Origin of the sequence: Vibrio sp. 03-59-1 (genome assembly GCF_013114135.1) — a bacterium.
In the GTDB taxonomy this organism is placed as follows: Bacteria; Pseudomonadota; Gammaproteobacteria; order Enterobacterales; family Vibrionaceae; genus Vibrio; species Vibrio cortegadensis.
The window spans coordinates 90,439-112,558 of the sequence record NZ_VTYA01000005.1; the positions used below are offsets into that span (position 1 = coordinate 90,439).

A 22,120-nucleotide genomic window follows, 5' to 3' on the forward strand; every position below is an offset into this window, starting at 1 on the left:
AATAAGCTATACGTTGTGAAACTATCGAAAACAAAAATGATGATTTTTGTTAAAAACAACAAGTCAATAAAAGTGCATAACTATAGAGAAAATAACAACAATAAAGAATAGTTAGTCATTTCTCTGCTAAAGAAGCAGGAAGCAAAAGGAGAATTGCAATGGCTCTATATAATCCAAATCTTGAAAAAGATAACTGTGGATTTGGCCTCATCGCGCACATGGAAGGCCAAGCAAGCCATAAACTAGTCCGCACCGCTATTTCAGCATTGGATCGAATGACTCACCGAGGGGGCATTGCCGCCGATGGAAAAACGGGTGATGGTTGCGGTCTGTTACTACAAAAGCCAGATACCTACCTAAGACTCATTGCAGAAGAGAACCATTGGAAACTTGGCAAGCAATACGCCATCGGGATGATCTTCTTCAATCAAGATCCAGTGAAAGCAGAGCTTGCTCGCGACATCATTAATAAAGAGCTCGCTCAAGAAACTTTAACCGTTTCAGGCTGGAGAGAAGTTCCGATTAACGCCGATGTTCTAGGGCCAATCGCAACCGAATCTCTGCCCAGCATTCAACAAGTGTTTATTTCAGCCCCCGCAGGATGGCGAGAAAGAGACATAGAACGCCGACTGTATATTGCTCGTCGCCGCATCGAAAAAAGCATCCAAAATGATGATGAATTCTATATTTGCAGCCTATCAACTCAAGTCATTGTTTATAAAGGGCTCTGCATGCCTGCGGATTTGCCAAGATTCTATTTAGACTTAGCCGATCTGCGAATGGAATCCGCAATTTGTTTGTTCCACCAGCGCTTTTCAACCAATACCCAACCTCGCTGGCCACTGGCTCAACCGTTTCGTTATCTCGCTCATAATGGTGAAATCAATACCATTGAAGGTAACCGTCAATGGGCTCGCGCTCGTGCTTATAAATTCTCATCGCCACTTCTGCCCGACTTACAAACCGCCGCCCCATTTGTGAATGAAACAGGCTCAGACTCTTCAAGCTTAGATAACATGCTCGATCTGTTTTTATCTGGAGGCATGGACGTATTCCGCGCGATGAGGATGCTGGTTCCGCCCGCTTGGCAGAACCACCCAGACATGGACCCCGATCTACGTGCCTTCTATGATTTCAACTCCAAACATATGGAACCTTGGGATGGCCCAGCAGGGATAGTCCTTTCCGATGGACGATATGCCGCCTGTAATTTAGACCGCAATGGGCTACGACCTGCTCGCTATGTGATCACAAAAGATAACCTGATCACTCTCGCATCTGAAGTTGGGATCTGGGATTACACGCCTGATGAGGTATCAGAAAAAGGTCGTGTAGGGCCTGGTGAATTACTCGTTGTCGATACTCGTCGTGGTAAGCTATGGCAATCCAGTGAGATCGATAACGATCTAAAAAATCGTCACCCTTACCGAGAGTGGATGGAAAATAATGTCCATAAACTGACGCCATTTTCAGATCTTAAAGATGACCAAGTCGGTGAGCGATCTCTCGATAACGATCATCTGAAAACATACCAAAAACAATTTGCGATGAGCAATGAAGAGGTTGATCAAGTCATTCGTGTATTGGGAGACATGGGACAAGAAGCGACAGGCTCAATGGGAGACGATACGCCAATGGCGGTATTGTCATCTAAAGAGCGACTGGTTACAGACTATTTTCGCCAGAAGTTCGCCCAAGTGACTAACCCTCCCATAGACCCTTTGCGTGAAAAGCATGTGATGTCACTTGCCACCAGCGTCGGGCAGGAAATGAATGTCTTTTGCGAAACCGATGGACACGCTTACCGAGTAAGCTTTGAATCCCCCGTGTTACTGCACTCCGATATGCAGCAACTATTGGCACTTAGTGATAAACACTACCGACATACCATTGTTGATCTAAATTACAACCCAGACGAAAAAGATCTTCAGCAAGCCCTCATTCATGTATGTGATCAAGCTGAACGAGTTGTCCGCGAAGGCACCGTTCTTATCGTTCTATCAGATCGTAATATTGAGAAAGCAACATTACCGATCCCAGCAGCGATGGCGGTAGGGGCTGTGCAAGTTCGTTTAGCTGAAACCGACCTTCGTTGTGATGCCAATATCATTGTAGAAACTGCAACTGCGCGAGACCCACATCAATTTGCCGTTATGCTTGGATTTGGTGCAACCGCTGTCTATCCATATCTAGCTTACGAAACCTTAGGCAAGGTGATTGACGAAGGTGGGATCGCGAAAAGTTATAGCCAAGTCATGTTGAACTATCGAAATGGCATCAACAAAGGGCTATACAAAATCATGTCCAAAATGGGCATTTCAACCATCGCCTCTTACCGCTGCTCTCAACTATTTGAAGCGGTGGGCTTACACCAAGAGTTGATAGATCTCTGCTTTAAAGGCGTGACGACTCGTATTCAAGGCGCTACCTTTGATGATTTCCAACAAGACCTACACAACCTATCTCGCAAAGCGTGGGCAAAAAGAAAGAGTATCGAACATGGCGGTTTACTAAAGTATGTTCATGGCGGCGAGTACCATGCTTACAACCCAGATGTGGTAGGTACACTACAGCAAGCTGTGAAATCTGGAGAGACTTCCGATTACAAAGCTTTTGCCAAACAAGTGAATTCTCGCCCAGTCGCGATGCTGCGAGATTTAATGCAATTAAAGAAAACAGGACAGACACTGCCACTCGAACAAGTTGAGGCGAGCACTGAACTATTCAAACGATTTGATTCTGCTGCCATGTCGATTGGAGCCTTGAGTCCTGAAGCTCATGAAGCGTTAGCCACCGCCATGAACCGTTTAGGTGGCTATTCTAACTCTGGAGAAGGTGGTGAAGATCCTCGCCGTTTTGGCACTGAGAAAAATTCACGCATTAAGCAGATTGCCTCCGGTCGATTTGGCGTAACCCCACACTACCTCGTCAATGCGGATGTACTACAAATTAAAGTCGCACAAGGCGCAAAACCCGGAGAGGGCGGTCAACTCCCAGGGCATAAAGTTACGGCTGAAATCGCTAAATTACGTCATTCCGTTCAAGGGGTGACGTTAATCTCCCCTCCTCCACATCACGACATTTATTCCATTGAAGATCTTGCGCAGCTGATTTTCGATCTCAAACAAGTGAATCCAAAAGCCTTAATCTCCGTCAAACTCGTTTCTGAACCCGGAGTTGGCACCATCGCCACTGGCGTTGCCAAAGCCTATGCCGACCTCATCACGATTTCAGGCTACGATGGCGGAACTGCCGCAAGCCCACTCACCTCAGTGAAATATGCGGGGAGTCCATGGGAGTTAGGTTTAGCTGAAACCCAGCAAGCGCTCGTCGCTAATGGTCTGCGACACAAAATCCGCTTACAAGTCGATGGTGGATTGAAAACAGGTCTAGACGTCATCAAAGCAGCAATCCTTGGTGCTGAAAGTTTCGGTTTTGGCACCGCGCCAATGGTAGCAATGGGATGCAAGTTCTTGCGGATCTGCCATCTCAACAACTGCGCGACTGGTGTGGCAACCCAAGATGAAACTCTGCGTAGAGAGTATTTCAAAGGTCTTCCTGAAATGGTGATGAATTATTTCATTGGATTGGCCGAAGAGGTACGCGAACACCTATCTGAGCTTGGTGTCGAAAAGCTAACAGACTTGATTGGGCGTACCGACTTACTTGAAACCGTACAAGGCATGACCGCAAAACAGAGTAAGCTCGATCTATCAGCAGTACTCGAAGCTCCTGTATCTCCTGAAGGGCATCCACTATTTTGGACAGAGCCAAACGCTCCTTTCGATAAAGCGCAGCTCAACCAAACCATTTTAGATGATGCGTTAATCAGTATAGAAGCAAAACAGAGTAACAATTTTTACTACGATGTCATCAATACCGACAGATCCATCGGAGCTCGGATCTCAGGAGAGATCGCACAGCGTTATGGTAATCAAGGCATGGCTGGAACACCGATTAAACTGCACCTTAACGGAACCGCAGGGCAATCATTTGGTGTATGGAATGCGGGTGGCGTAGAGCTGTATCTTACTGGCGATGCCAATGATTACGTCGGTAAAGGCATGGCTGGCGGAAAAATCGTTATCAAACCCCATTTAGGCACGGCATTCAACTGCAACGACGCCACCATCATTGGCAACACCTGCTTATATGGTGCTACCGGAGGAAAGCTACTTGCGGCCGGCACCGCAGGCGAACGATTCGGTGTTCGTAATTCAGGCACTATCGCTGTTATAGAAGGTGCAGGAGACAACGCATGTGAATATATGACCGGAGGGATTGTCGCAATCCTAGGGGCGACAGGTGTGAACTTCGGCGCGGGTATGACCGGTGGTTTTGCCTATGTGATGGATCAAAACCAAGATTTCCAAGGGCGAGTAAACAACGAATCTGTGGAAGCGGTCTCTCTAGCGGATCTCTATATTCACCAAGAACATTTACGTGGCTTAATTGCCGAACACTTAGAAGAGACAGGATCAACACACGCCGAAAACATATTAGCCAACTTTGATGAATGGATTCCAAAGTTCTACCTTGTTAAACCTCAAGCCGCTGATCTGCGCACGCTACTCGGACATCAAAGCCGTAGCTCTGCAGAACTACGCGTTCAAGCCCAGTAATAGAAGGAGTCTTATCATGAGCCAGAACGTATACCAATTTATTGATGTCAAACGCGTCGACCCAGCGAAGAAACCGGTAAAAATTCGTAAGATCGAGTTTGTAGAAATTTACGAACCTTTCACCAAGCAACAAGCGACGGCTCAGGCAGATCGCTGTTTGGACTGTGGAAACCCCTATTGCGAATGGAAATGCCCAGTACATAACTACATCCCTCAATGGCTGAAACTCGCTAATGAAGGACGAATCATTGAAGCGGCAGAACTTTCTCATCAAACCAATAGCTTGCCCGAAGTGTGTGGTCGAGTGTGTCCGCAAGATCGCCTGTGCGAAGGATCTTGTACCCTAAATGATGATTTTGGTGCTGTCACTATTGGTAATATTGAAAAGTATATTAACGACAAAGCCTTTGAGATGGGTTGGAAACCTGACATGTCTCATGTTGAGATGACAGATAAGAAAGTCGCCATTATTGGTGCTGGACCAGCAGGGCTCGCTGCGGCTGATATTCTTATTCGAAATGGAGTAAAACCCGTTGTCTTTGATCGTTACCCTGAAATTGGAGGTTTACTGACTTTTGGGATCCCATCATTCAAATTAGAGAAAGGGGTGATGCAAAATCGTCGTCGAATTTTCAGCGAAATGGGTGTCGAGTTCCAAATGAACGTGGAAGTCGGAAAAGATGTACAACTCCAAACCTTAATCGATGACTACGACGCGGTTTTTCTCGGAGTAGGAACATACAAAAACATGCGTGCGGGACTTGAAAATGAAGACGCTCCCGGAGTCTATGATGCGCTTCCATTTCTAATTTCGAATACTTATAAAGTGATGGATCTCCACACCGACGATCCTTTTATCGATATGGCGGGTAAAAATGTCGTTGTCCTCGGAGGAGGAGATACCGCGATGGATTGCGTTCGTACATCCATTCGTCAAAACGCGAAGAACGTCATTTGTGCCTACCGTAGAGATGAGGCCAATATGCCCGGATCTAGACGCGAAGTAAAAAATGCAAAAGAGGAAGGGGTTCAATTCAAATTCAACCTTCAACCCTTAAATATAGAGATCGATGCGTCTGGGAAAGTTTGTGGTGTCAAAGTGGTAAAAACCGCGCTAGGTGAGGCCGATTCAGCAGGACGACGTAGACCTGAGCCCGTTGCAGATAGCGAACATATTATTGATGCTGATGTGGTGATCATGGCATTTGGTTTCCAGCCACACAAGATGGATTGGCTACAGCCTTTTGGTGTTAATCTTGATCAATGGGGACGAATTCAGGCCCCTGCTGAACAAGAGTTTCAATATCAAACCAGTCATCAAAAAATCTTCGCTGGCGGTGATGCCGTAAGAGGATCCGATTTAGTTGTGACTGCGATTGATGAAGGGCGCAAAGCGGCGGAAGGAATTCTAGATTATCTAGATATCTGAACCACTTAAGAATAAGCTGTACGAAACGGATCCGCATTGGATCCTTTTCGTTATCCACCATATTGGAGTGATAAACAGGGAATCATATGAAAAAAGTAGCCTTTATTGTTTTGAGCTTAGCCACACTTACCGCTTGCAGCCAAGGAATAGCCAGCATGACAGATAGAACTTCATCCCCATGTGGTGATAAACCCAACTGTGTATCCACTCAAGATAGTCGTGATGAATTTTCAGTTGCTCCTTTCCATCTTACTCCTAATGCAACGATGGATGCTATCGAAGCGGTGGCACTTACGCTTCCAGGCGCTAAAACAGCAACGAAAGAAACTGACTACCTACGCATTGAATCGACCAGTAAAATAATGCGATTTGTAGACGATTTAGAACTCAGAATTACGGGCGACACTCTGATCGTGCGATCGGAATCCCGTGTAGGTTACTCTGATTTTGGTGTGAATCGAAAACGAGTCGAGCAATTAAGAGCGGAGCTACTCAGTAAAAACCTTATTAAATAACCATCGACAATCTCGCACAGTAATTCATCAATGATAGCAAGGGAGAGCATGACTAATTATCACTCTCCCTAGTCATTTATCACATGATTTATGCTACACTTCGCCCCAATTCAATCAGTCATTTTTCAAAGAGATACACTATGAAAGTCGGTATTATCGGTGCGATGGAACAAGAAGTTACCATCCTTAAAGACGCAATTTCAAATGCACAAGAGATCAATAAAGGCGGTTGTACCTTTTTCTCTGGTCAACTAAATGGTGTTGACGTTGTTTTGCTTCAGTCAGGTATTGGTAAAGTTGCAGCAGCGGTAGGTACTTCTATCCTACTAAGCGAATACCAACCAGATGTTGTTCTAAACACAGGTTCTGCCGGTGGTTTTGACTCATCTCTAAACTTAGGTGATGTGGTTGTTTCAACTGAAGTTCGCCACCATGATGCTGACGTGACGGCATTTGGCTACGAAATCGGTCAAATGGCAGGTCAACCTGCAGCGTTCAAAGCTGACGAGAAACTAATGGCCGTTGCTGAACAAGCGCTGGCTCAAATGGATGATAAGCACGCGGTACGCGGCCTCATCTGTACTGGCGATGCTTTTGTATGCACTCCTGAGCGCCAAGCATTCATTCGTAAGCACTTCCCTTCGGTTGTAGCGGTTGAAATGGAAGCGTCGGCTATTGCTCAAGCGTGTCACCAATTCAAAGTTCCATTTGTTGTGGTACGTGCAATCTCTGATGTAGCAGATAAAGAATCACCAATGAGCTTTGAAGAATTCCTACCTTTGGCGGCTCAAAGCTCATCAGAGATGGTATTCAAAATGGTTGAGCTCCTAAAGTAAGTCTTAATTGATGCAAGAGTTATTTGACCAACTGTTTGCAAATGGCGTGCTCCTCGTAATGTGGGGAGCACTGCTATTTCACCTGATTTTACCCATCCCGCACTCCGCTCATCCCACAACGCTGTGGCATAAATTCGCTGAACTGCTAGCGAGTAAAGTCAACACCAATAACAACTACTCACAAAGTCTTGTATCTGGGAGCCTCGCTTGGTTACTCATGTGCCTACCCGCTCTTGCTGTGATGCTGGCACTTAAACCGTTAGTTTGGCAAACACAACTTTTTGAATTAGCTCTTTTACTGATTGCCATTGACTGGCGTAATAATGAGAAGCTTGCAAACCAACTAGTCTCAGCATTAGCTAAAGAAGATAAAAAACTAGCAAGACGCTTATTGGCCCCTATCGTCAACCGTCAAACAGAAAGCCTATCGACATTAGGGCTTGGAAAAGCAGGCGCAGAAACCATCATAATGGGCTATGGTCGCAATGTAGTGTGCGTTCTATTTTGGTATGCCATTGGTGGTGGAATTGGCGCACTGATGTATCGCCTAACCGCAGAACTTGCTCGTGCATGGTCCCCAAGTCGACATCAATTTTCGCCATTCGGTATTCCTGTCGTTCGTTGTGTGGCGATTCTAGATTTCATCCCCTTACGCCTTTTCAGCTTAATGATTGTCATCGGTGACAAAGCCACCATCGCTTTTAAAGGCATGCTTGAGCAAGGAAAAACTTGGCCATTACCCGGCCCCGGTTGGTTAATGGCAGCAATAGGGCATAAGCTTGAATTATCTCTAGGCGGCCCTGCTATTTATAACGATAAGAAAACCATTAGAGCGAAGCTTGGTGGACGTATCGCCCCATCCGCTCTGCATTTATCTCAATTGCAAAAATTACTCGCGGGGAGAATTCTTATTTGGATCCTCGTGCAAAGTGCTCTATTGCTGCTTTTCTATCAAGGTATCTAGCGTGTTTTCTCTTTTATCTCGACCATCTCTATTAACTTGTTTTGTCATAGGTACGAATGCACTGTGGTCTAGTTTTGCAATGTCCGCGACTCCAACCACTGACGGTAATAAAATCAAGAGAGTCATTAGCCTAGCACCTCATGCCACTGAAATTGCCTATGCCGCAGGTTTAGGCGATAAGCTGATCGCGGTGAGTGAGCATAGTGATTACCCAGACGCGGCAAAATCGCTAGAAAAAGTAGCGAATTATCAAGGTATAAAACTCGAGCGAATTATTGCTCTGCAACCTGATTTAATCCTTGCTTGGCCTGCTGGAAACCCGCCGAGAGAGCTAGATAAGCTTCGTCAATTTGGATTTACTATTTACGACTCTGAAACGAAAACATTGGAAGATATCGCAAAAAACATCGAGCAGATGAGTCAATTTTCAGATGACCCCAATATTGGATTACAAGCGGCGAAGCAGTACCGAAAAGGGTTAGCGAAACTCAAGCAACAGTATGAAGTATCACAGCCAGTTAGCTACTTCTATCAACTCAGTGAAAAGCCAATCATCACGGTTGCACAAGGTAATTGGCCGAGTGAAATTTTTCGTTTCTGCGGTGGAGAGAATATCTTTGCTAATAGTTCTGCGCCTTACCCCCAAGTCAGTATTGAGCAAGTGGTGATAAAGCAACCCGATGTTATCTTCACTTCTGAACATGCAATACAAGATCAAAGCCAATGGGCAAATTGGAAAGCTGAAATCCCCGCAGTGAAAAACCAGCATATGTGGTCATTAAATTCAGACTGGATCAATAGACCAACCCCAAGAACACTAAACGCAATTAAAGAAGTGTGCGCTCGCTTCGAATACACTCGTCAAAACCGCTAACTTTTTAAGAAAATATCTCGTACAATTCGCGTCCTATCCTGTCCCGTAAACTTAACAAGAGCGATCAGTAACATGGACTCCATGCTGCTTTACTTCATTGATTTATTTGGCACTGCTATCTTTGCCATATCTGGTGTTATTCTCGCCGGACGCCTAAAAATGGACCCTTTTGGCGTAATTGTACTTGGAAGTGTAACTGCGATTGGCGGAGGTACTATCCGCGACATGGCCCTTGGTGCTACCCCTGTATTTTGGATCACCGATAACACGTATTTGTGGGTAATTTTAATCACCTGTTTACTCACGATGATTTTAGTTCGTCGTCCTAAACGTCTACCTTGGTGGGTACTGCCCGTTTGTGATGCGATTGGCCTCGCTGCGTTCGTGGGGATTGGTGTAGAGAAGTCTTTAATATATCAAGATTCATCACTTGTTGCCGTCATCATGGGCGTAATCACTGGCTGTGGTGGCGGTATTATCCGAGATATCTTAGCTCGTGAAGTCCCTATGGTTTTACGTAGTGAAGTGTACGCGACCGCTTGTATTGCTGGTGGCGCTGTACATACTATCGCTCTTGCCATGAACCTCGATAACTCTAGTGCATTTTTAGCAGGCGTGTTTGTTACCTTATTCATTCGACTTGGCGCAATTCGCTGGCACTTATCTCTTCCGACGTTTGCGTTGAATAAATAGCGATAGTAAGGCCAAAGAAACAAAAAGCCCGCTATGTCAGCGGGCTTTGTCTATTAGTGAATAAGCAAAAGTGAAACTCTATCCGTTTGCTTAAATTTTTGCGTGTAACTCCTGAACGGAAGTAACTGTATTTCGGTCATCTTCTTGGTGCGCCATACACACCGCAAATGCTGCATTTAGCGTTGTCGTGTAGTTCACTTTCTCAGCTAACGCTCCGCGACGAAGTACTTTCGAATCTTCAATCGCTTGACGACCAGCGGCGGTATTCACAATGTAGGTGTACTCATTATTCTTAATACGGTCAAGAATATGGGGACGACCTTCATGGACTTTATTCACTAAGCGAGGGTTGATGCCCGCTTCTCCGAGAATAACCGCAGTGCCGTGAGTCGCATCCAACTGATAACCCAGTTTAATTAGCTTAGAAGCTAAATCGACTACGCGCTCTTTGTCTTCTTCACGAACAGATAGAAGCGCACGCCCGCCTTCTGGGTAAACATTGCCACATCCAAGTTCCGCTTTCGCATAAGCTTCAGCGAATGTTGCACCAACCCCCATCACTTCACCCGTAGAGCGCATTTCTGGACCTAATAGTGGGTCAACACCAGGGAACTTGTTGAACGGTAATACCACCTCTTTTACAGAGTAGTAAGGCGGAATGATCTCTTTAGTAAAGCCTTGAGACTCTAGAGACTGACCTGCCATTACACGAGCGGCAATCTTCGCAACAGGCGCACTGGTTGCCTTAGAAACAAACGGAACCGTACGCGCAGCTCTAGGGTTAACTTCAATGAGGTAGACTTGATTATTCTTAACCGCAAACTGAGTATTCATAAGACCACGAACGCCCAATTCGAAAGCAAGCTTTTCAACTTGTTCGCGCATCACGTCTTGAATTTCTTGGCTGAGAGTATAAGCAGGAAGAGAACATGCAGAGTCACCAGAGTGAACCCCCGCTTGCTCGATGTGTTCCATAATACCCGCAATAACAACACGTTCGCCATCACAAATGGCATCTACATCCACTTCAACCGCGTCATCTAAGAAGCTATCAAGTAGTACTGGTGATTCATTTGAAACACTCACTGCTTCATTAAAGTAGCGACGTAAATCTTGCTCATCGTAGACAATTTCCATTGCTCGACCACCCAATACATACGAAGGGCGAACGACAAGCGGGAAACCGATTTCACGTGACTTTTCAACAGCCTGCTCCATCGTCGTTACGGTAGCGTTTTCTGGTTGTAAAAGACCTAAACGATCTACAGCCACTTGGAAACGCTCACGGTCTTCAGCTCGGTCGATGGCATCAGGGCTTGTACCAATAATTGGCACACCAGCCGCTTCAAGTTCACGCGCCAGTTTCAGGGGTGTTTGACCACCGTACTGAACAATCACACCTTTTGGTTTTTCAACACGAACAATCGCTAATACATCTTCCAAGGTAACAGGCTCGAAGTATAAACGGTCAGAGGTATCATAATCGGTAGAAACAGTTTCAGGGTTACAGTTAACCATGATGGTTTCATAGCCATCTTCACGTAGTGCTAAAGAAGCGTGTACACAACAGTAATCAAATTCAATACCTTGGCCGATACGGTTTGGACCGCCACCCAAGATCATGATTTTCTCTTTATCTGTCGGATTCGCTTCACACTCTTCATCGTAAGATGAGTACATGTACGCGGTATCTGAAGAGAATTCAGCCGCACAAGTATCTACGCGCTTATATACTGGGTGAATGTCATATTGGTCACGTAGACGACGAATTTCACTTTCAGCAACACCTAGAATCTTAGACAGGCGAGCATCGGCAAAACCTTTGCGCTTCAGCTTATTCAACATCTCTTTATTTAAGCCAGCAAAGCCACTCGCTTTCACGTCTTGCTCAAGCTTCACAATGTCTTCGATTTGAACCAAGAACCAGCGGTCAATATTGGTAAGGTTAAATACACCGTCCACCGACATACCGGCACGGAAGGCATCTGCGATATACCAAATGCGATCCGAACCTGCTTCTTTTAGCTCATGGCGAATCGTGGTTAGCGCGTCTGGTGCTTCTAGATCAACCATCTCATCAAAGCCCGTCGCTCCAACTTCTAGGCCACGCAATGCTTTTTGCAGAGATTCTTGTTGGTTACGACCAATGGCCATCACTTCGCCAACCGACTTCATTTGTGTCGTTAAGCGGTCATTTGCACCTGCAAATTTCTCGAAGTTAAAGCGTGGAATCTTAGTCACAACATAGTCGATTGTTGGTTCGAAAGATGCTGGAGTTGCCCCACCAGTGATGTCATTCATTAACTCATCTAGCGTGAAGCCAATAGCCAGTTTTGCGGCAATTTTCGCGATAGGGAAGCCAGTCGCTTTAGAGGCAAGAGCAGATGAACGTGATACACGTGGGTTCATCTCAATGATAACCATACGGCCATCTTTCGGGTTGATACCAAACTGTACGTTTGAACCACCCGTTTCAACACCAATCTCGCGCAATACTGCAAGAGAAGCATTACGCATTAGTTGGTATTCTTTGTCCGTAAGTGTTTGAGCCGGAGCAACCGTGATTGAGTCACCGGTATGAATACCCATCGGGTCGAAGTTCTCAATCGCACAAACGATGATGCAGTTGTCGTTTTTATCACGAACCACTTCCATCTCGTACTCTTTCCAACCGATAAGAGATTCATCAATAAGCAGCTCATTCGTTGGCGAAAGGTCTAAACCTCGGCGACAAATCTCTTCAAACTCTTCCTTGTTATAAGCGATACCACCGCCGGTACCACCCATAGTAAATGAAGGGCGAATAATACAAGGGAAGCCGACCATATCTAAAACTTTGTAAGCTTCTTCCATTGTTTTAGCGGTATCAGCCGTTGGACACTCAAGACCAATCGACTTCATTGCTTTATCAAAACGAGAACGGTCTTCCGCTTTATCAATCGCGTCAGCCGTTGCACCAATCATCTCAACACCAAACTCTTCAAGCACTCCGTACTTTTCTAAATCTAGCGCACAGTTAAGCGCAGTTTGCCCACCCATTGTAGGAAGCACTGCATCTGGCTTCTCTTTCGCGATGATATTGCGAACCACTTCCCAATGAATAGGTTCAATGTAAGTCGCATCCGCCATATCTGGATCAGTCATGATGGTTGCTGGGTTCGAGTTTACAAGAATAACTCGGTAGCCTTCTTCGCGCAGGGCTTTACAGGCTTGAGCACCAGAGTAATCGAATTCACAAGCCTGACCGATAACAATCGGGCCAGCACCTAGAATAAGAACGCTTTTAATGTCAGTACGTTTTGGCATTGTCTACTACTCCGATTTACGCTGTATGCAATTTAATTAATTCAATAAAGTGGTCGAACAGCGGTGCTGCATCTTCTGGTCCAGGGCTAGCTTCTGGGTGACCTTGGAAGCTAAAGGCTGGTTTGTCTGTACGATGAATTCCCTGCAAAGAGCCATCAAATAAAGACTTATGCGTTGCTCGCAAGTTTTCAGGAAGTGTCGCTTCATCAGCCGCAAAGCCGTGGTTTTGTGAAGTAATCATCACGATATCACGATCCAAATCTTTCACTGGGTGGTTTGCACCATGATGGCCAAACTTCATTTTTACTGTTTTAGCGCCAGAAGCCAAAGCCAGTATTTGGTGTCCTAGACAGATACCAAAAATTGGTAACTCTTTTTCTAAGAACACTTTGGTTGCTTCAATCGCGTAGGTACATGGCTCTGGATCTCCAGGACCATTTGATAAAAAGACACCATCCGGATTCAGTGCTAATACTTCTTCAGCTGACGTTTCAGCTGGAACAACCGTTAGGCGGCAGCCACGGTCAACAAGCATACGCAAGATGTTACGCTTTGCTCCGAAGTCATAAGCGACAACGTGGTATGGCAATTCGCTATCATCTTTCGCTTCAGGAAGGCCACCCGTAAGCGTCCACGAACCCTGCTTCCATTGATACGCTTCTTTTGTTGTAACTTCTTTCGCAAGGTCCATACCTTTTAAGCCAGGAAATTCTTTTGCTTTCGCGAGCGCCAAAGCTTCATCGATATGGCTATCTTTCAAAGAAGCACAAGCAACGATGCAACCGTTTTGAGCGCCTTTCTCACGCAAGATTCGAGTTAACTTGCGCGTATCGATATCAGCAATACCAACGATATTTTGTGATTTAAGATAATCAGAAAGGGATTGTTCATTACGGAAATTAGAAGCGATGAGGGGGAGATCGCGAATTACAAGGCCTTGGGCATGGATAGAAGAGGATTCTTCATCTTCGGAATTGGTTCCGGTATTGCCTATATGGGGATAAGTGAGGGTAACAATTTGTTGGGAATAGGAAGGATCAGTGAGGATTTCTTGGTACCCCGTCATCGAGGTGTTAAAAACGACTTCTCCAACAGCGGAACCATCTGCGCCTATGGACTCACCGTGGAATACCGTCCCATCTTCTAGGACTAGCAGTGCTGACTTACTCAAGGCAACCTCCAGAATAAAAATGCATTAAAGTTGATTTAATTTGCAATTCTACCTTCCTTTACGCGATTAACCAGCGTTTTTATGGAAATTAGACAAATTGGCGGTATTCTATTGATTAGCGTGATTTGTGTCAACATTCACTCGAAAATAAATATGGTTTTTTAACGCGAAATTCGAACTTTCACCCTAAAAGCCCCAAAACAGAACATTTAGATGTAATAAACAGCTCAAAACCAGTAAAACTATTATTTGGGATAAAAATACACACTAACAATCGATCATAAGAACAAATAGACAATACGCAATCGTTACTTTAAATAATTTGATACAAGTTATAAGAACAATAACGAAAAATAGACACCAAACACCCAAAACAACAAGTAAAAACCTTGGATATAATGAGATTTTAGTGAATAAATATGAAGAAGAGTGGTGAGAAAAAGGTAGGGAATTTCTATGCGCCGAGAGATCTCAGCGCATAATTATCTACTTAAAGGTCATTTAAGCCTAAAACATCAGTCATTGTATAGAAGCCAGCAGGCTTTTCATTTAGCCAAACCGCAGCTTTAATGGCACCATTAGCAAAGGTCATACGATCAGTCGCTTTATGAGTGATCTCAACACGTTCACCAATATCGGCAAACATTGCCGTGTGCTCTCCAATAATGTCACCTGCGCGAATCGTTGCAAAACCAATTTCATCTTTTGTACGTTCGCCAGTTATCCCTTCGCGAGACCAAACTGCCACATCATTGAGATCATTTCCCATTGCATCTGCAATAGCTTCTCCCATGCCAATCGCAGTACCTGATGGCGCATCAACTTTATGACGATGGTGTGCCTCTACAATTTCCACGTCACAATAATCACCCATCACTTTCGCGGCTTTTTCCAGCAACTTAAAGACTAAGTTAACACCCACGCTATAGTTAGGTGCCATAATGATCGGAATTTCTTTCGCAGCATGAGCGATCACTTGTTTCTCTTCTTCAGAAAAACCCGTTGTGCCAATCACCAGTTTTTTACCATGCTGACGGCATAATTCGATGTTAACTAGAGTACTTACTGGTGCGGTGAAATCGACAATGACGTCAAACTGATCAATTGATTTTTCTAAGTTATCAACCAGAGAAACATTAAAATGCCCCTCACCGCAGAGTTCACCAATATCGACGCCAATAAGGGAAGATTCAGGACGCTCAGAGCCAGCTCCAACAGCAGCGCCTGAGTGATGATGTGTTGCTTTTACGAGGTTTCGGCCCATTCGGCCTGCTGCTCCTGCAATCGCAATTCGAACCATTGCGTTGTTCTCCTTTTGTGATGATGAACACAATGTAACGTAAAGCGTTACTCCGTGCTAGAGTTTTAAACCCTATGACTACCGCCTAAATTCTTTTATAACTCGCTCTAAAATTGGAACATTCGCTTCAGGAAATGCATACTTAGCTAGGTTTTCGACGGCCACCCACTCCCCTTGTTGCCCCTCTTTGCCATACGGTTCATGTTTAAATTGGCTCACTACGATGAAGTCAAATTTTAGAGATTTATCCGGGTAATCAAACTCCAAATGTTCGAATAAGGATTGTTCAACAATCTCAATACCAATTTCTTCGTTTAATTCACGGTTTATCGCATCCTCGATGGATTCGCCCCCTTCTACTTTGCCACCAGGGAACTCCCAAAAGCCTCCTTTATGAACGTGGTCCGGGCGCTTTGTGATAAATACTTGGCTTTTATCTGAGTTAAAGATGATCGCTGCAACGATATGGACGCGTTTCATGTACATTCCTATGTTTTACCTACAAAAAGAGCCGCCTAAGCGACTCTTTTATTTATTAAAAACAGATCATGGATTATGCAATTTGACCATGACACTGTTTGTATTTCTTACCAGAGCCACATGGACATGGTTCATTACGACCTACTTTACGCTCTTCACGTACCATAGGTTGGTGACCTTCTTCCGCATGCTCTTCATCAGATAACTGGTTATCCGCATTTTTATGTTGGAACTGCTGACGACGTGCCGCTTCTTCTGCTTGCGCTCGACGTTGCTCTTCCATACGTTCAACTTCTTCTTGTTGTTGAACTCGAACTTTGCTCAAGATAGTGATCACATCAAGTTTTAGTGCTTCAAGAAGATCCTCAAATAACTCAAACGATTCACGTTTGTACTCTTGTTTTGGGTTCTTCTGAGCATAACCACGTAGGTGAATACCTTGACGTAAATGGTCCATTGCCGCTAGGTGTTCTTTCCACAACGTATCAAGGGTTTGTAGCATCACTGATTTTTCAAAGTTACGTAAAACAGTTGCGCCAACAGTCTCTTCTTTAGCACGGTAAGTCTCAACTGCCGTGTTTAAGATCTTCTCTCGTAATGCTTCTTCATAAAGTTTATCATCTTCATCTAGCCATGCCTGAATTGGCATCTCAAGATCGAAGTCATTCTTCATGCGCTCTTCAAGACCTGCAATATCCCACATATCATCTAGAGATTGAGGGGCAATGTACTCGTTGATTACAGTAGTGAAGACATCTTCGCGATTGTGTTCAATCATTTCGCTGATGTCATCAGCACTCATTAGTTCATCACGTAGCTCATAAACCACTTTACGTTGGTCATTGGCAACATCATCGTACTCAAGTAACTGTTTACGAATATCAAAGTTACGGCCTTCAACTTTACGTTGCGCTTTTTCAATAGAGCGAGACAACATGCGGCTTTCAATCGCTTCACCTTCATCCATACCGCTTTGAATCAAACCAGCCATGCGCTCTGATGTGAAAATACGCAGCAGAGAATCTTCCATTGATAGATAGAAACGTGAAGAACCAGCATCACCTTGACGACCAGAACGACCACGAAGCTGGTTATCAATACGACGAGATTCATGACGTTCAGTACCAATGATGTGTAAACCACCAGATTCTAAAACTTTATCGTGAACAATTTTCCATGCGGTTTTAATTTCAGCGATTTGCTCTTTGCTTGGGTTGTCTAACTTCTCAACCTGAGCTTGCCAGCTACCACCTAGTACAATATCCGTACCACGACCAGCCATGTTAGTTGCGATAGTAACCGCGCTTGGCGTACCCGCTTGTGCAACGATCTCAGCTTCCATTTCGTGGAATTTAGCGTTAAGTACGTTATGTTTCACTTTCGCTTTTTTCAGTGCATTAGAAAGCAGTTCTGATTTTTCAATCGAAACCGTACCCACTAAGCTTGGTTGGCCTTTTTCAACGCGATCTTTAATATCTTCAATGATTGCGTTGAATTTATCCTCTTCAGTACGGTACACCACATCCGGCATATCATCACGTACCATAGGTTTGTTCGTTGGGATAACAACGGTTTCTAACCCATAGATAGATTGGAATTCAAAGGCTTCTGTATCCGCAGTACCCGTCATGCCCGACAGTTTTTCATACAGACGGAAGAAGTTTTGGAACGTAATTGATGCTAGAGTTTGGTTTTCATTCTGAATCTTCACACCTTCTTTTGCTTCAACAGCTTGGTGTAAACCTTCAGACCAGCGACGACCAGGCATAGTACGACCTGTGTGCTCATCAACAATTACAATTTCGCCCTCTTCAGAGATGATGTAATCAACATCTTTCTCAAACAGTACGTGAGCACGTAGCGCAGCATTAACATGATGCAATAGGCTGATATTGGTTGGTGAATAAAGAGTATCCCCCTCTTCCATCAAACCATTTTTAACCATCAACTCTTCAACAAACTCTTGGCCTGTCTCAGTTAAGTACACCTGTTTAGATTTCTCATCCATGGTGTAGTGACCATCACCACGATACTCTTCTGAATCTTCTTTTTCTTGCAATTCAAGATGAGGGATCAGGGTGTTAATCTTGGTGTATAGCTCAGAGCTATCTTCAGCAGGACCAGAGATGATCAATGGCGTACGAGCTTCATCGATTAAAATCGAGTCCACTTCATCGACAACAGCGAAGAAACGTGCACGTTGAACTCGGTCTTCGTTGCGGAAAGCCATGTTGTCACGCAAGTAATCAAAGCCAAATTCGTTGTTTGTTCCATAAAGAATATCAGCAAGGTACGCTTCTTTCTTTTCTGGTGGAGCCATATTCGGAACGTTCACACCAACGGTCATGCCTAAGAATTCAAATAGTGGGCGGTTAGTTTCCGCATCACGTTTCGCTAGGTAATCATTCACTGTGACGATATGCACACCTTTTCCAGGCAGTGCATTTAAGTATGCAGGTAATGTTGCGGTAAGTGTTTTACCTTCACCAGTACGCATTTCTGCAATCTGGCCATTGTTTAGTACCATGCCACCAATAAGCTGAACGTCGAAATGGCGCATGCCATAAACACGTTTTGATGCTTCACGCACCGTTGCGAAAGCTTCAGGAAGCAGGTTATCTAAGCTCTCACCTTTTTCTAGGCGAGCACGGAATTCTATCGTTTTCGCTTTAAGCTCTTCGTCAGATAATGCTTCAAACGTTGGCTCATAGTTATTAATTTCTTTTACGATTTTTCTAAGGCGGCGCAGTGTTCTGTCATTGCGACTGCCAATTACCTTTGTCAGTAACTTAGTAATCATTTGCTGTGGATCTCTCGTTCTTAGATCGTCTTCGATCTAGTATTAATGCCTTCAGTCTCTACCAGTTTTAAACTAAGGATACTGAGATAAATCATCTCTCACTGATATTGTGATACAGACTTTGATTTTCAAGGCTCATTCTGAATTTTGTACTCAGTAGTGTAAGTAATTTTGAGTTGAACAACCATCGCTAAACCCAATAGTTTGAAGCACTTTGTACTTTTATGCTCGATTGACGAATGAATAGACAAACTTTGATTGCAACAACAGTGTACCAACAAGCCTTCCTCGTCTAAACTGCACGTATATCTCTTCTATTTATGAGTAATTTCATGCGTGATCATCGGCCAACCCTTACTCAAACGCTCATTTCAGAATCTCGATTCAGCCAATTACAAGAGCATGCCGCCGAGATAATGACCATCAATAATGCCTTGCGTGATATTTTACCTAAAGGAACTGCAAACCAATGTAGGGCCGCAAACTTACGTGGCGGTAATCTTGTTATCGAAGTTGCGAGTGCATCGATAAAGATGAAGATAAACTACGATCGGCTGATGATTTTAAGTCAACTGAGAAATATGGGGTTTGCCAGACTAATTGGACTTGAAGTGAAAATAAACCCAGCACTTTATAGAACGATGCAGGAGAAGCATGAAAACAAGGAACCGTCTCGCCCACCTATTTCTGATGCGGCAGCAGGTTCTCTGTTAATGATCGCAGAAATGGCACCACCGAAAATAAAAGCTCGCCTTGAGAAAATTGCTCAAATGGCAGAAAAAAACAAATAGCCATGGAACGATTTTCGCTATAAAGATTCAGATACAAAAAAGCCAGGCTTCAACACCTGGCTTTTTTAAATTCAATTTGTGCTACTTACGCTAAAACCATATTAGGGTCTGCAAATGCAACTGGAGAACCAGCTTCTTCTTCAAAAGTAGCCCATTCCCAAGCTTCTTGGTCAGCAAGCACAGCTCTTAATAATTGGTTATTCAAACCATGCCCTGATTTATAAGCTCGGAACTCACCAATAATAGCGTGTCCACACATGTATAAATCACCGATAGCATCTAGAACTTTATGAGTAACGAATTCATTTTCGTAACGAAGACCTTCTTCATTCAAAATTCGATATTCATCTAGGACAATCGCACAATCAAAGCTGCCACCTAAACATAGGTTCTGTGATTGTAAGTACTCAATATCACGCATAAAACCAAATGTACGAGCACGAGAAATCTCTTTAACAAAACCTTGAGAAGAGAAGTCAAACAACATGCGTTGTTCGTCTGATTCAATCGCAGGGTGATTAAAGTCGATTTCAAAATCCATTCGGAAGCCATTAAATGGAACAAATTCAGCCCATTTGTCACCGTCTTCAAAACGTACCGGCTTTTTAATTCGAATGAATCGCTTTGGAGTATTGAGCGTTTGAACTCCAGCTTGTTGTAACAAGTAAACAAACGGACTTGCACTGCCATCCATGATTGGAATTTCAGGTGCATCAACCTCAATAATGATGTTATCGATACCCATACCAGCAAGTGCAGCACTAAGGTGCTCTACCGTGGAAATGCGTACGCCTTCATCATTAACTAATGCTGTACATAGCATAGTGTCACGAACTGACGCCGGATCTGCTGGAAAATCAACAGGTGGATTTAGGTCAGTACGACGATAAATGATACCCGTATTTGCAGCAGCAGGGCGAAGAGTAAGTGTCACTTTACGACCGGAATGGAGACCCACACCGATTGTTGTCACTATTTCTTTCAGAGTACGTTGTCTGATCATCTGCTTGCCTCTTTGTCAGTGCTACAATCACGATCGGTTAGCTAACCGACCGCGAATGCTACCATAATTTTGAACAGTGTCAAATTAATGGTTACTAATTAGTCAGCCTGACGACGTAAAAATGCTGGGATATCTAAGTATCCACTCTCTTTTTCAGCCTTTGGTGCTGCGCTTTGACCCGCACTCACTGAAGGTTGACTCATATTTGGCGATGTCGGCTGTGGTTTTACCTCTACTTTTTCTTGCAAAGGTTGTGCCGGTTTTTCTTCTACTTTCGCAGCTTGTTGTACTGGCGCTTGCGGTTGTGACACTGCTGCCACTTTCGCTTTTCCACCTGCAACTAATGTGATATCAGGTTTTTTTTCTGTACCGATACCCGTTGCAACAACAGTAACGCGAATTTCATCTGTCATATCTGGGTCTAGAGAAGTACCGATAACCACCGTTGCGTTATCAGATGCAAATGCTTTCACTGTGTTACCCACAGTTTCAAATTCATCTAAACGCATGTCTAAACCAGCGGTAATGTTAACCAGTACGCCACGAGCACCAGCTAAATCAATATCTTCTAGTAATGGGCTTGAGATTGCAGTTTCTGCTGCTTCTTCTGCGCGATCTTCACCACGAGAAATACCACTACCCATCATTGCGTGGCCCATTTCCGACATCACTGTACGAACATCCGCGAAATCGACGTTGATCATACCAGGACGCGTAATAAGCTCCGCAATACCTTGAACCGCATTTTTAAGTACATCATTGGCACTTGCAAATGCTTCAAGTAGCGTCACGCCACGACCAAGAACTTTAAGCAACTTCTCATTTGGAATAGTAATCAAAGAGTCAACATGCTTAGACAGTTCTTCAATACCTTGCTCTGCAAAGGCTAAACGCTTCTTGCCTTCAAAGCTGAAAGGTTTAGTCACAACGGCAACTGTTAAGATATTTAGCTCTTTTGCCACTTCAGCAATAACAGGAGCAGCACCAGTACCAGTACCACCACCCATACCAGCGGCTATAAATACCATATCGGCCCCAGTCAGAATTTCTTTAATTCTATCTCGGTCTTCAAGAGCTGCATCACGTCCAACTTGCGGGTTTGCACCAGCACCTAAGCCTTTAGTGATGTCGCCACCAATTTGGATAACGCTATTTACGCTTGTTTTACGCAGTGCTTGCGCATCTGTGTTTACACTGATGAACTCAACGCCTTCAATAGACTCTCGCACCATGTGTTCTACAGCATTACCGCCGCCACCACCAACTCCAACGACTTTGATTACTGCATCGTCTGACATTTCCATCATCGGTTCAAACATGTGTTGTCTCCGTTTTC

The 22,120-nt window shown here is 44.3% G+C and carries 15 protein-coding genes; 8 read left to right on the forward strand and 7 right to left on the reverse strand.

Translation table 11 applies throughout. The features are described from left to right. Positions 1–158: 158 nt before the first annotated feature. From gltB to F0249_RS06770, 7 genes are all read left to right on the forward strand, one after another. Positions 159–4,622 carry a glutamate synthase large subunit gene (gene gltB, locus F0249_RS06740; protein ID WP_171756199.1) on the forward strand — a complete coding sequence of 1,488 codons (4,464 nt, stop codon included), beginning with the start codon at positions 159–161 and terminating at the stop codon, positions 4,620–4,622. 16 nt (positions 4,623–4,638) lie between these two features. Beyond that, positions 4,639–6,051: an FAD-dependent oxidoreductase gene (locus F0249_RS06745; protein WP_113799421.1), complete on the forward strand. Its 1,413-nt coding sequence runs from the start codon at positions 4,639–4,641 to the stop codon at positions 6,049–6,051. Between the two features lie 86 nt (positions 6,052–6,137). Further along, positions 6,138–6,566 carry a DUF1499 domain-containing protein gene (locus tag F0249_RS06750; protein ID WP_017051057.1) on the forward strand — a complete coding sequence of 143 codons (429 nt, stop codon included), beginning with the start codon at positions 6,138–6,140 and terminating at the stop codon, positions 6,564–6,566. A 140-nt stretch (positions 6,567–6,706) separates the two neighbouring features. Next, complete coding sequence (gene mtnN / locus F0249_RS06755; RefSeq protein ID WP_017051058.1) at positions 6,707–7,402, forward strand: 5'-methylthioadenosine/S-adenosylhomocysteine nucleosidase; 696 nt, start codon at positions 6,707–6,709, stop codon at positions 7,400–7,402. 10 nt (positions 7,403–7,412) lie between these two features. Beyond that, on the forward strand, positions 7,413–8,366 hold the full coding sequence (locus tag F0249_RS06760; RefSeq protein WP_113799425.1) for a cobalamin biosynthesis family protein: 954 nt from the start codon (positions 7,413–7,415) through the stop codon (positions 8,364–8,366). Between the two features lie 79 nt (positions 8,367–8,445). Next, positions 8,446–9,240: a vitamin B12 ABC transporter substrate-binding protein BtuF gene (btuF, locus tag F0249_RS06765; protein ID WP_253825284.1), complete on the forward strand. Its 795-nt coding sequence runs from the start codon at positions 8,446–8,448 to the stop codon at positions 9,238–9,240. Positions 9,241–9,312: 72 nt separating this feature from the next. After that, the gene (locus F0249_RS06770) at positions 9,313–9,933 is read left to right on the forward strand and encodes a TRIC cation channel family protein (protein WP_113799429.1); all 621 of its coding nucleotides are present in this window, start codon (positions 9,313–9,315) and stop codon (positions 9,931–9,933) included. A gap of 90 nt (positions 9,934–10,023) precedes the next feature. Here F0249_RS06770 and carB read toward each other — a convergent pair whose 3' ends face one another. The 5 genes from carB to secA form a co-directional block, all read right to left on the reverse strand. Then, a complete protein-coding gene (gene carB, locus F0249_RS06775; protein ID WP_171756201.1) occupies positions 10,024–13,239 on the reverse strand; it encodes a carbamoyl-phosphate synthase large subunit in 3,216 nt (1,071 codons plus the stop codon). Between the two features lie 16 nt (positions 13,240–13,255). Then, on the reverse strand, positions 13,256–14,410 hold the full coding sequence (gene carA / locus F0249_RS06780) for a glutamine-hydrolyzing carbamoyl-phosphate synthase small subunit (protein WP_171756202.1): 1,155 nt from the start codon (positions 14,408–14,410) through the stop codon (positions 13,256–13,258). Between the two features lie 490 nt (positions 14,411–14,900). Continuing rightward, complete coding sequence (gene dapB / locus F0249_RS06785; RefSeq protein ID WP_171756203.1) at positions 14,901–15,710, reverse strand: 4-hydroxy-tetrahydrodipicolinate reductase; 810 nt, start codon at positions 15,708–15,710, stop codon at positions 14,901–14,903. Between the two features lie 78 nt (positions 15,711–15,788). Further along, a complete protein-coding gene (gene mutT / locus F0249_RS06790; protein WP_113799437.1) occupies positions 15,789–16,190 on the reverse strand; it encodes an 8-oxo-dGTP diphosphatase MutT in 402 nt (133 codons plus the stop codon). Positions 16,191–16,263: 73 nt separating this feature from the next. Next, the gene (gene secA / locus F0249_RS06795; protein WP_113799439.1) at positions 16,264–18,990 is read right to left on the reverse strand and encodes a preprotein translocase subunit SecA; all 2,727 of its coding nucleotides are present in this window, start codon (positions 18,988–18,990) and stop codon (positions 16,264–16,266) included. A 332-nt stretch (positions 18,991–19,322) separates the two neighbouring features. Between secA and F0249_RS06800 the strand changes: the two genes are divergently transcribed. Beyond that, on the forward strand, positions 19,323–19,781 hold the full coding sequence (locus F0249_RS06800) for a DUF721 domain-containing protein (RefSeq protein WP_017051067.1): 459 nt from the start codon (positions 19,323–19,325) through the stop codon (positions 19,779–19,781). An 85-nt stretch (positions 19,782–19,866) separates the two neighbouring features. On the opposite strand, the gene lpxC is transcribed toward F0249_RS06800, so the two are convergent. Together lpxC and ftsZ are read right to left on the reverse strand one after the other, a co-directional pair. Then, positions 19,867–20,784, reverse strand: a complete 918-nt coding sequence (gene lpxC / locus F0249_RS06805) for a UDP-3-O-acyl-N-acetylglucosamine deacetylase (protein ID WP_017051068.1) — start codon at positions 20,782–20,784, stop codon at positions 19,867–19,869. Between the two features lie 98 nt (positions 20,785–20,882). Further along, positions 20,883–22,103: a cell division protein FtsZ gene (ftsZ, locus tag F0249_RS06810; protein ID WP_017051069.1), complete on the reverse strand. Its 1,221-nt coding sequence runs from the start codon at positions 22,101–22,103 to the stop codon at positions 20,883–20,885. Positions 22,104–22,120: the final 17 nt, after the last annotated feature.

Coding starts and splice junctions, on each gene's coding strand:
- gltB (WP_171756199.1), top strand. CDS start 159: ATGGCTCTATATAATCCAAATCTTGAAAAAGATAACTGTGGATTTGGC.
- F0249_RS06745 (WP_113799421.1), top strand. CDS start 4,639: ATGAGCCAGAACGTATACCAATTTATTGATGTCAAACGCGTCGACCCA.
- F0249_RS06750 (WP_017051057.1), top strand. CDS start 6,138: ATGAAAAAAGTAGCCTTTATTGTTTTGAGCTTAGCCACACTTACCGCT.
- mtnN (WP_017051058.1), top strand. CDS start 6,707: ATGAAAGTCGGTATTATCGGTGCGATGGAACAAGAAGTTACCATCCTT.
- F0249_RS06760 (WP_113799425.1), top strand. CDS start 7,413: ATGCAAGAGTTATTTGACCAACTGTTTGCAAATGGCGTGCTCCTCGTA.
- btuF (WP_253825284.1), top strand. CDS start 8,446: ATGTCCGCGACTCCAACCACTGACGGTAATAAAATCAAGAGAGTCATT.
- F0249_RS06770 (WP_113799429.1), top strand. CDS start 9,313: ATGGACTCCATGCTGCTTTACTTCATTGATTTATTTGGCACTGCTATC.
- carB (WP_171756201.1), bottom strand. CDS start 13,239: ATGCCAAAACGTACTGACATTAAAAGCGTTCTTATTCTAGGTGCTGGC.
- dapB (WP_171756203.1), bottom strand. CDS start 15,710: ATGGTTCGAATTGCGATTGCAGGAGCAGCAGGCCGAATGGGCCGAAAC.
- mutT (WP_113799437.1), bottom strand. CDS start 16,190: ATGAAACGCGTCCATATCGTTGCAGCGATCATCTTTAACTCAGATAAA.
- secA (WP_113799439.1), bottom strand. CDS start 18,990: ATGATTACTAAGTTACTGACAAAGGTAATTGGCAGTCGCAATGACAGA.
- F0249_RS06800 (WP_017051067.1), top strand. CDS start 19,323: ATGCGTGATCATCGGCCAACCCTTACTCAAACGCTCATTTCAGAATCT.
- lpxC (WP_017051068.1), bottom strand. CDS start 20,784: ATGATCAGACAACGTACTCTGAAAGAAATAGTGACAACAATCGGTGTG.
- ftsZ (WP_017051069.1), bottom strand. CDS start 22,103: ATGTTTGAACCGATGATGGAAATGTCAGACGATGCAGTAATCAAAGTC.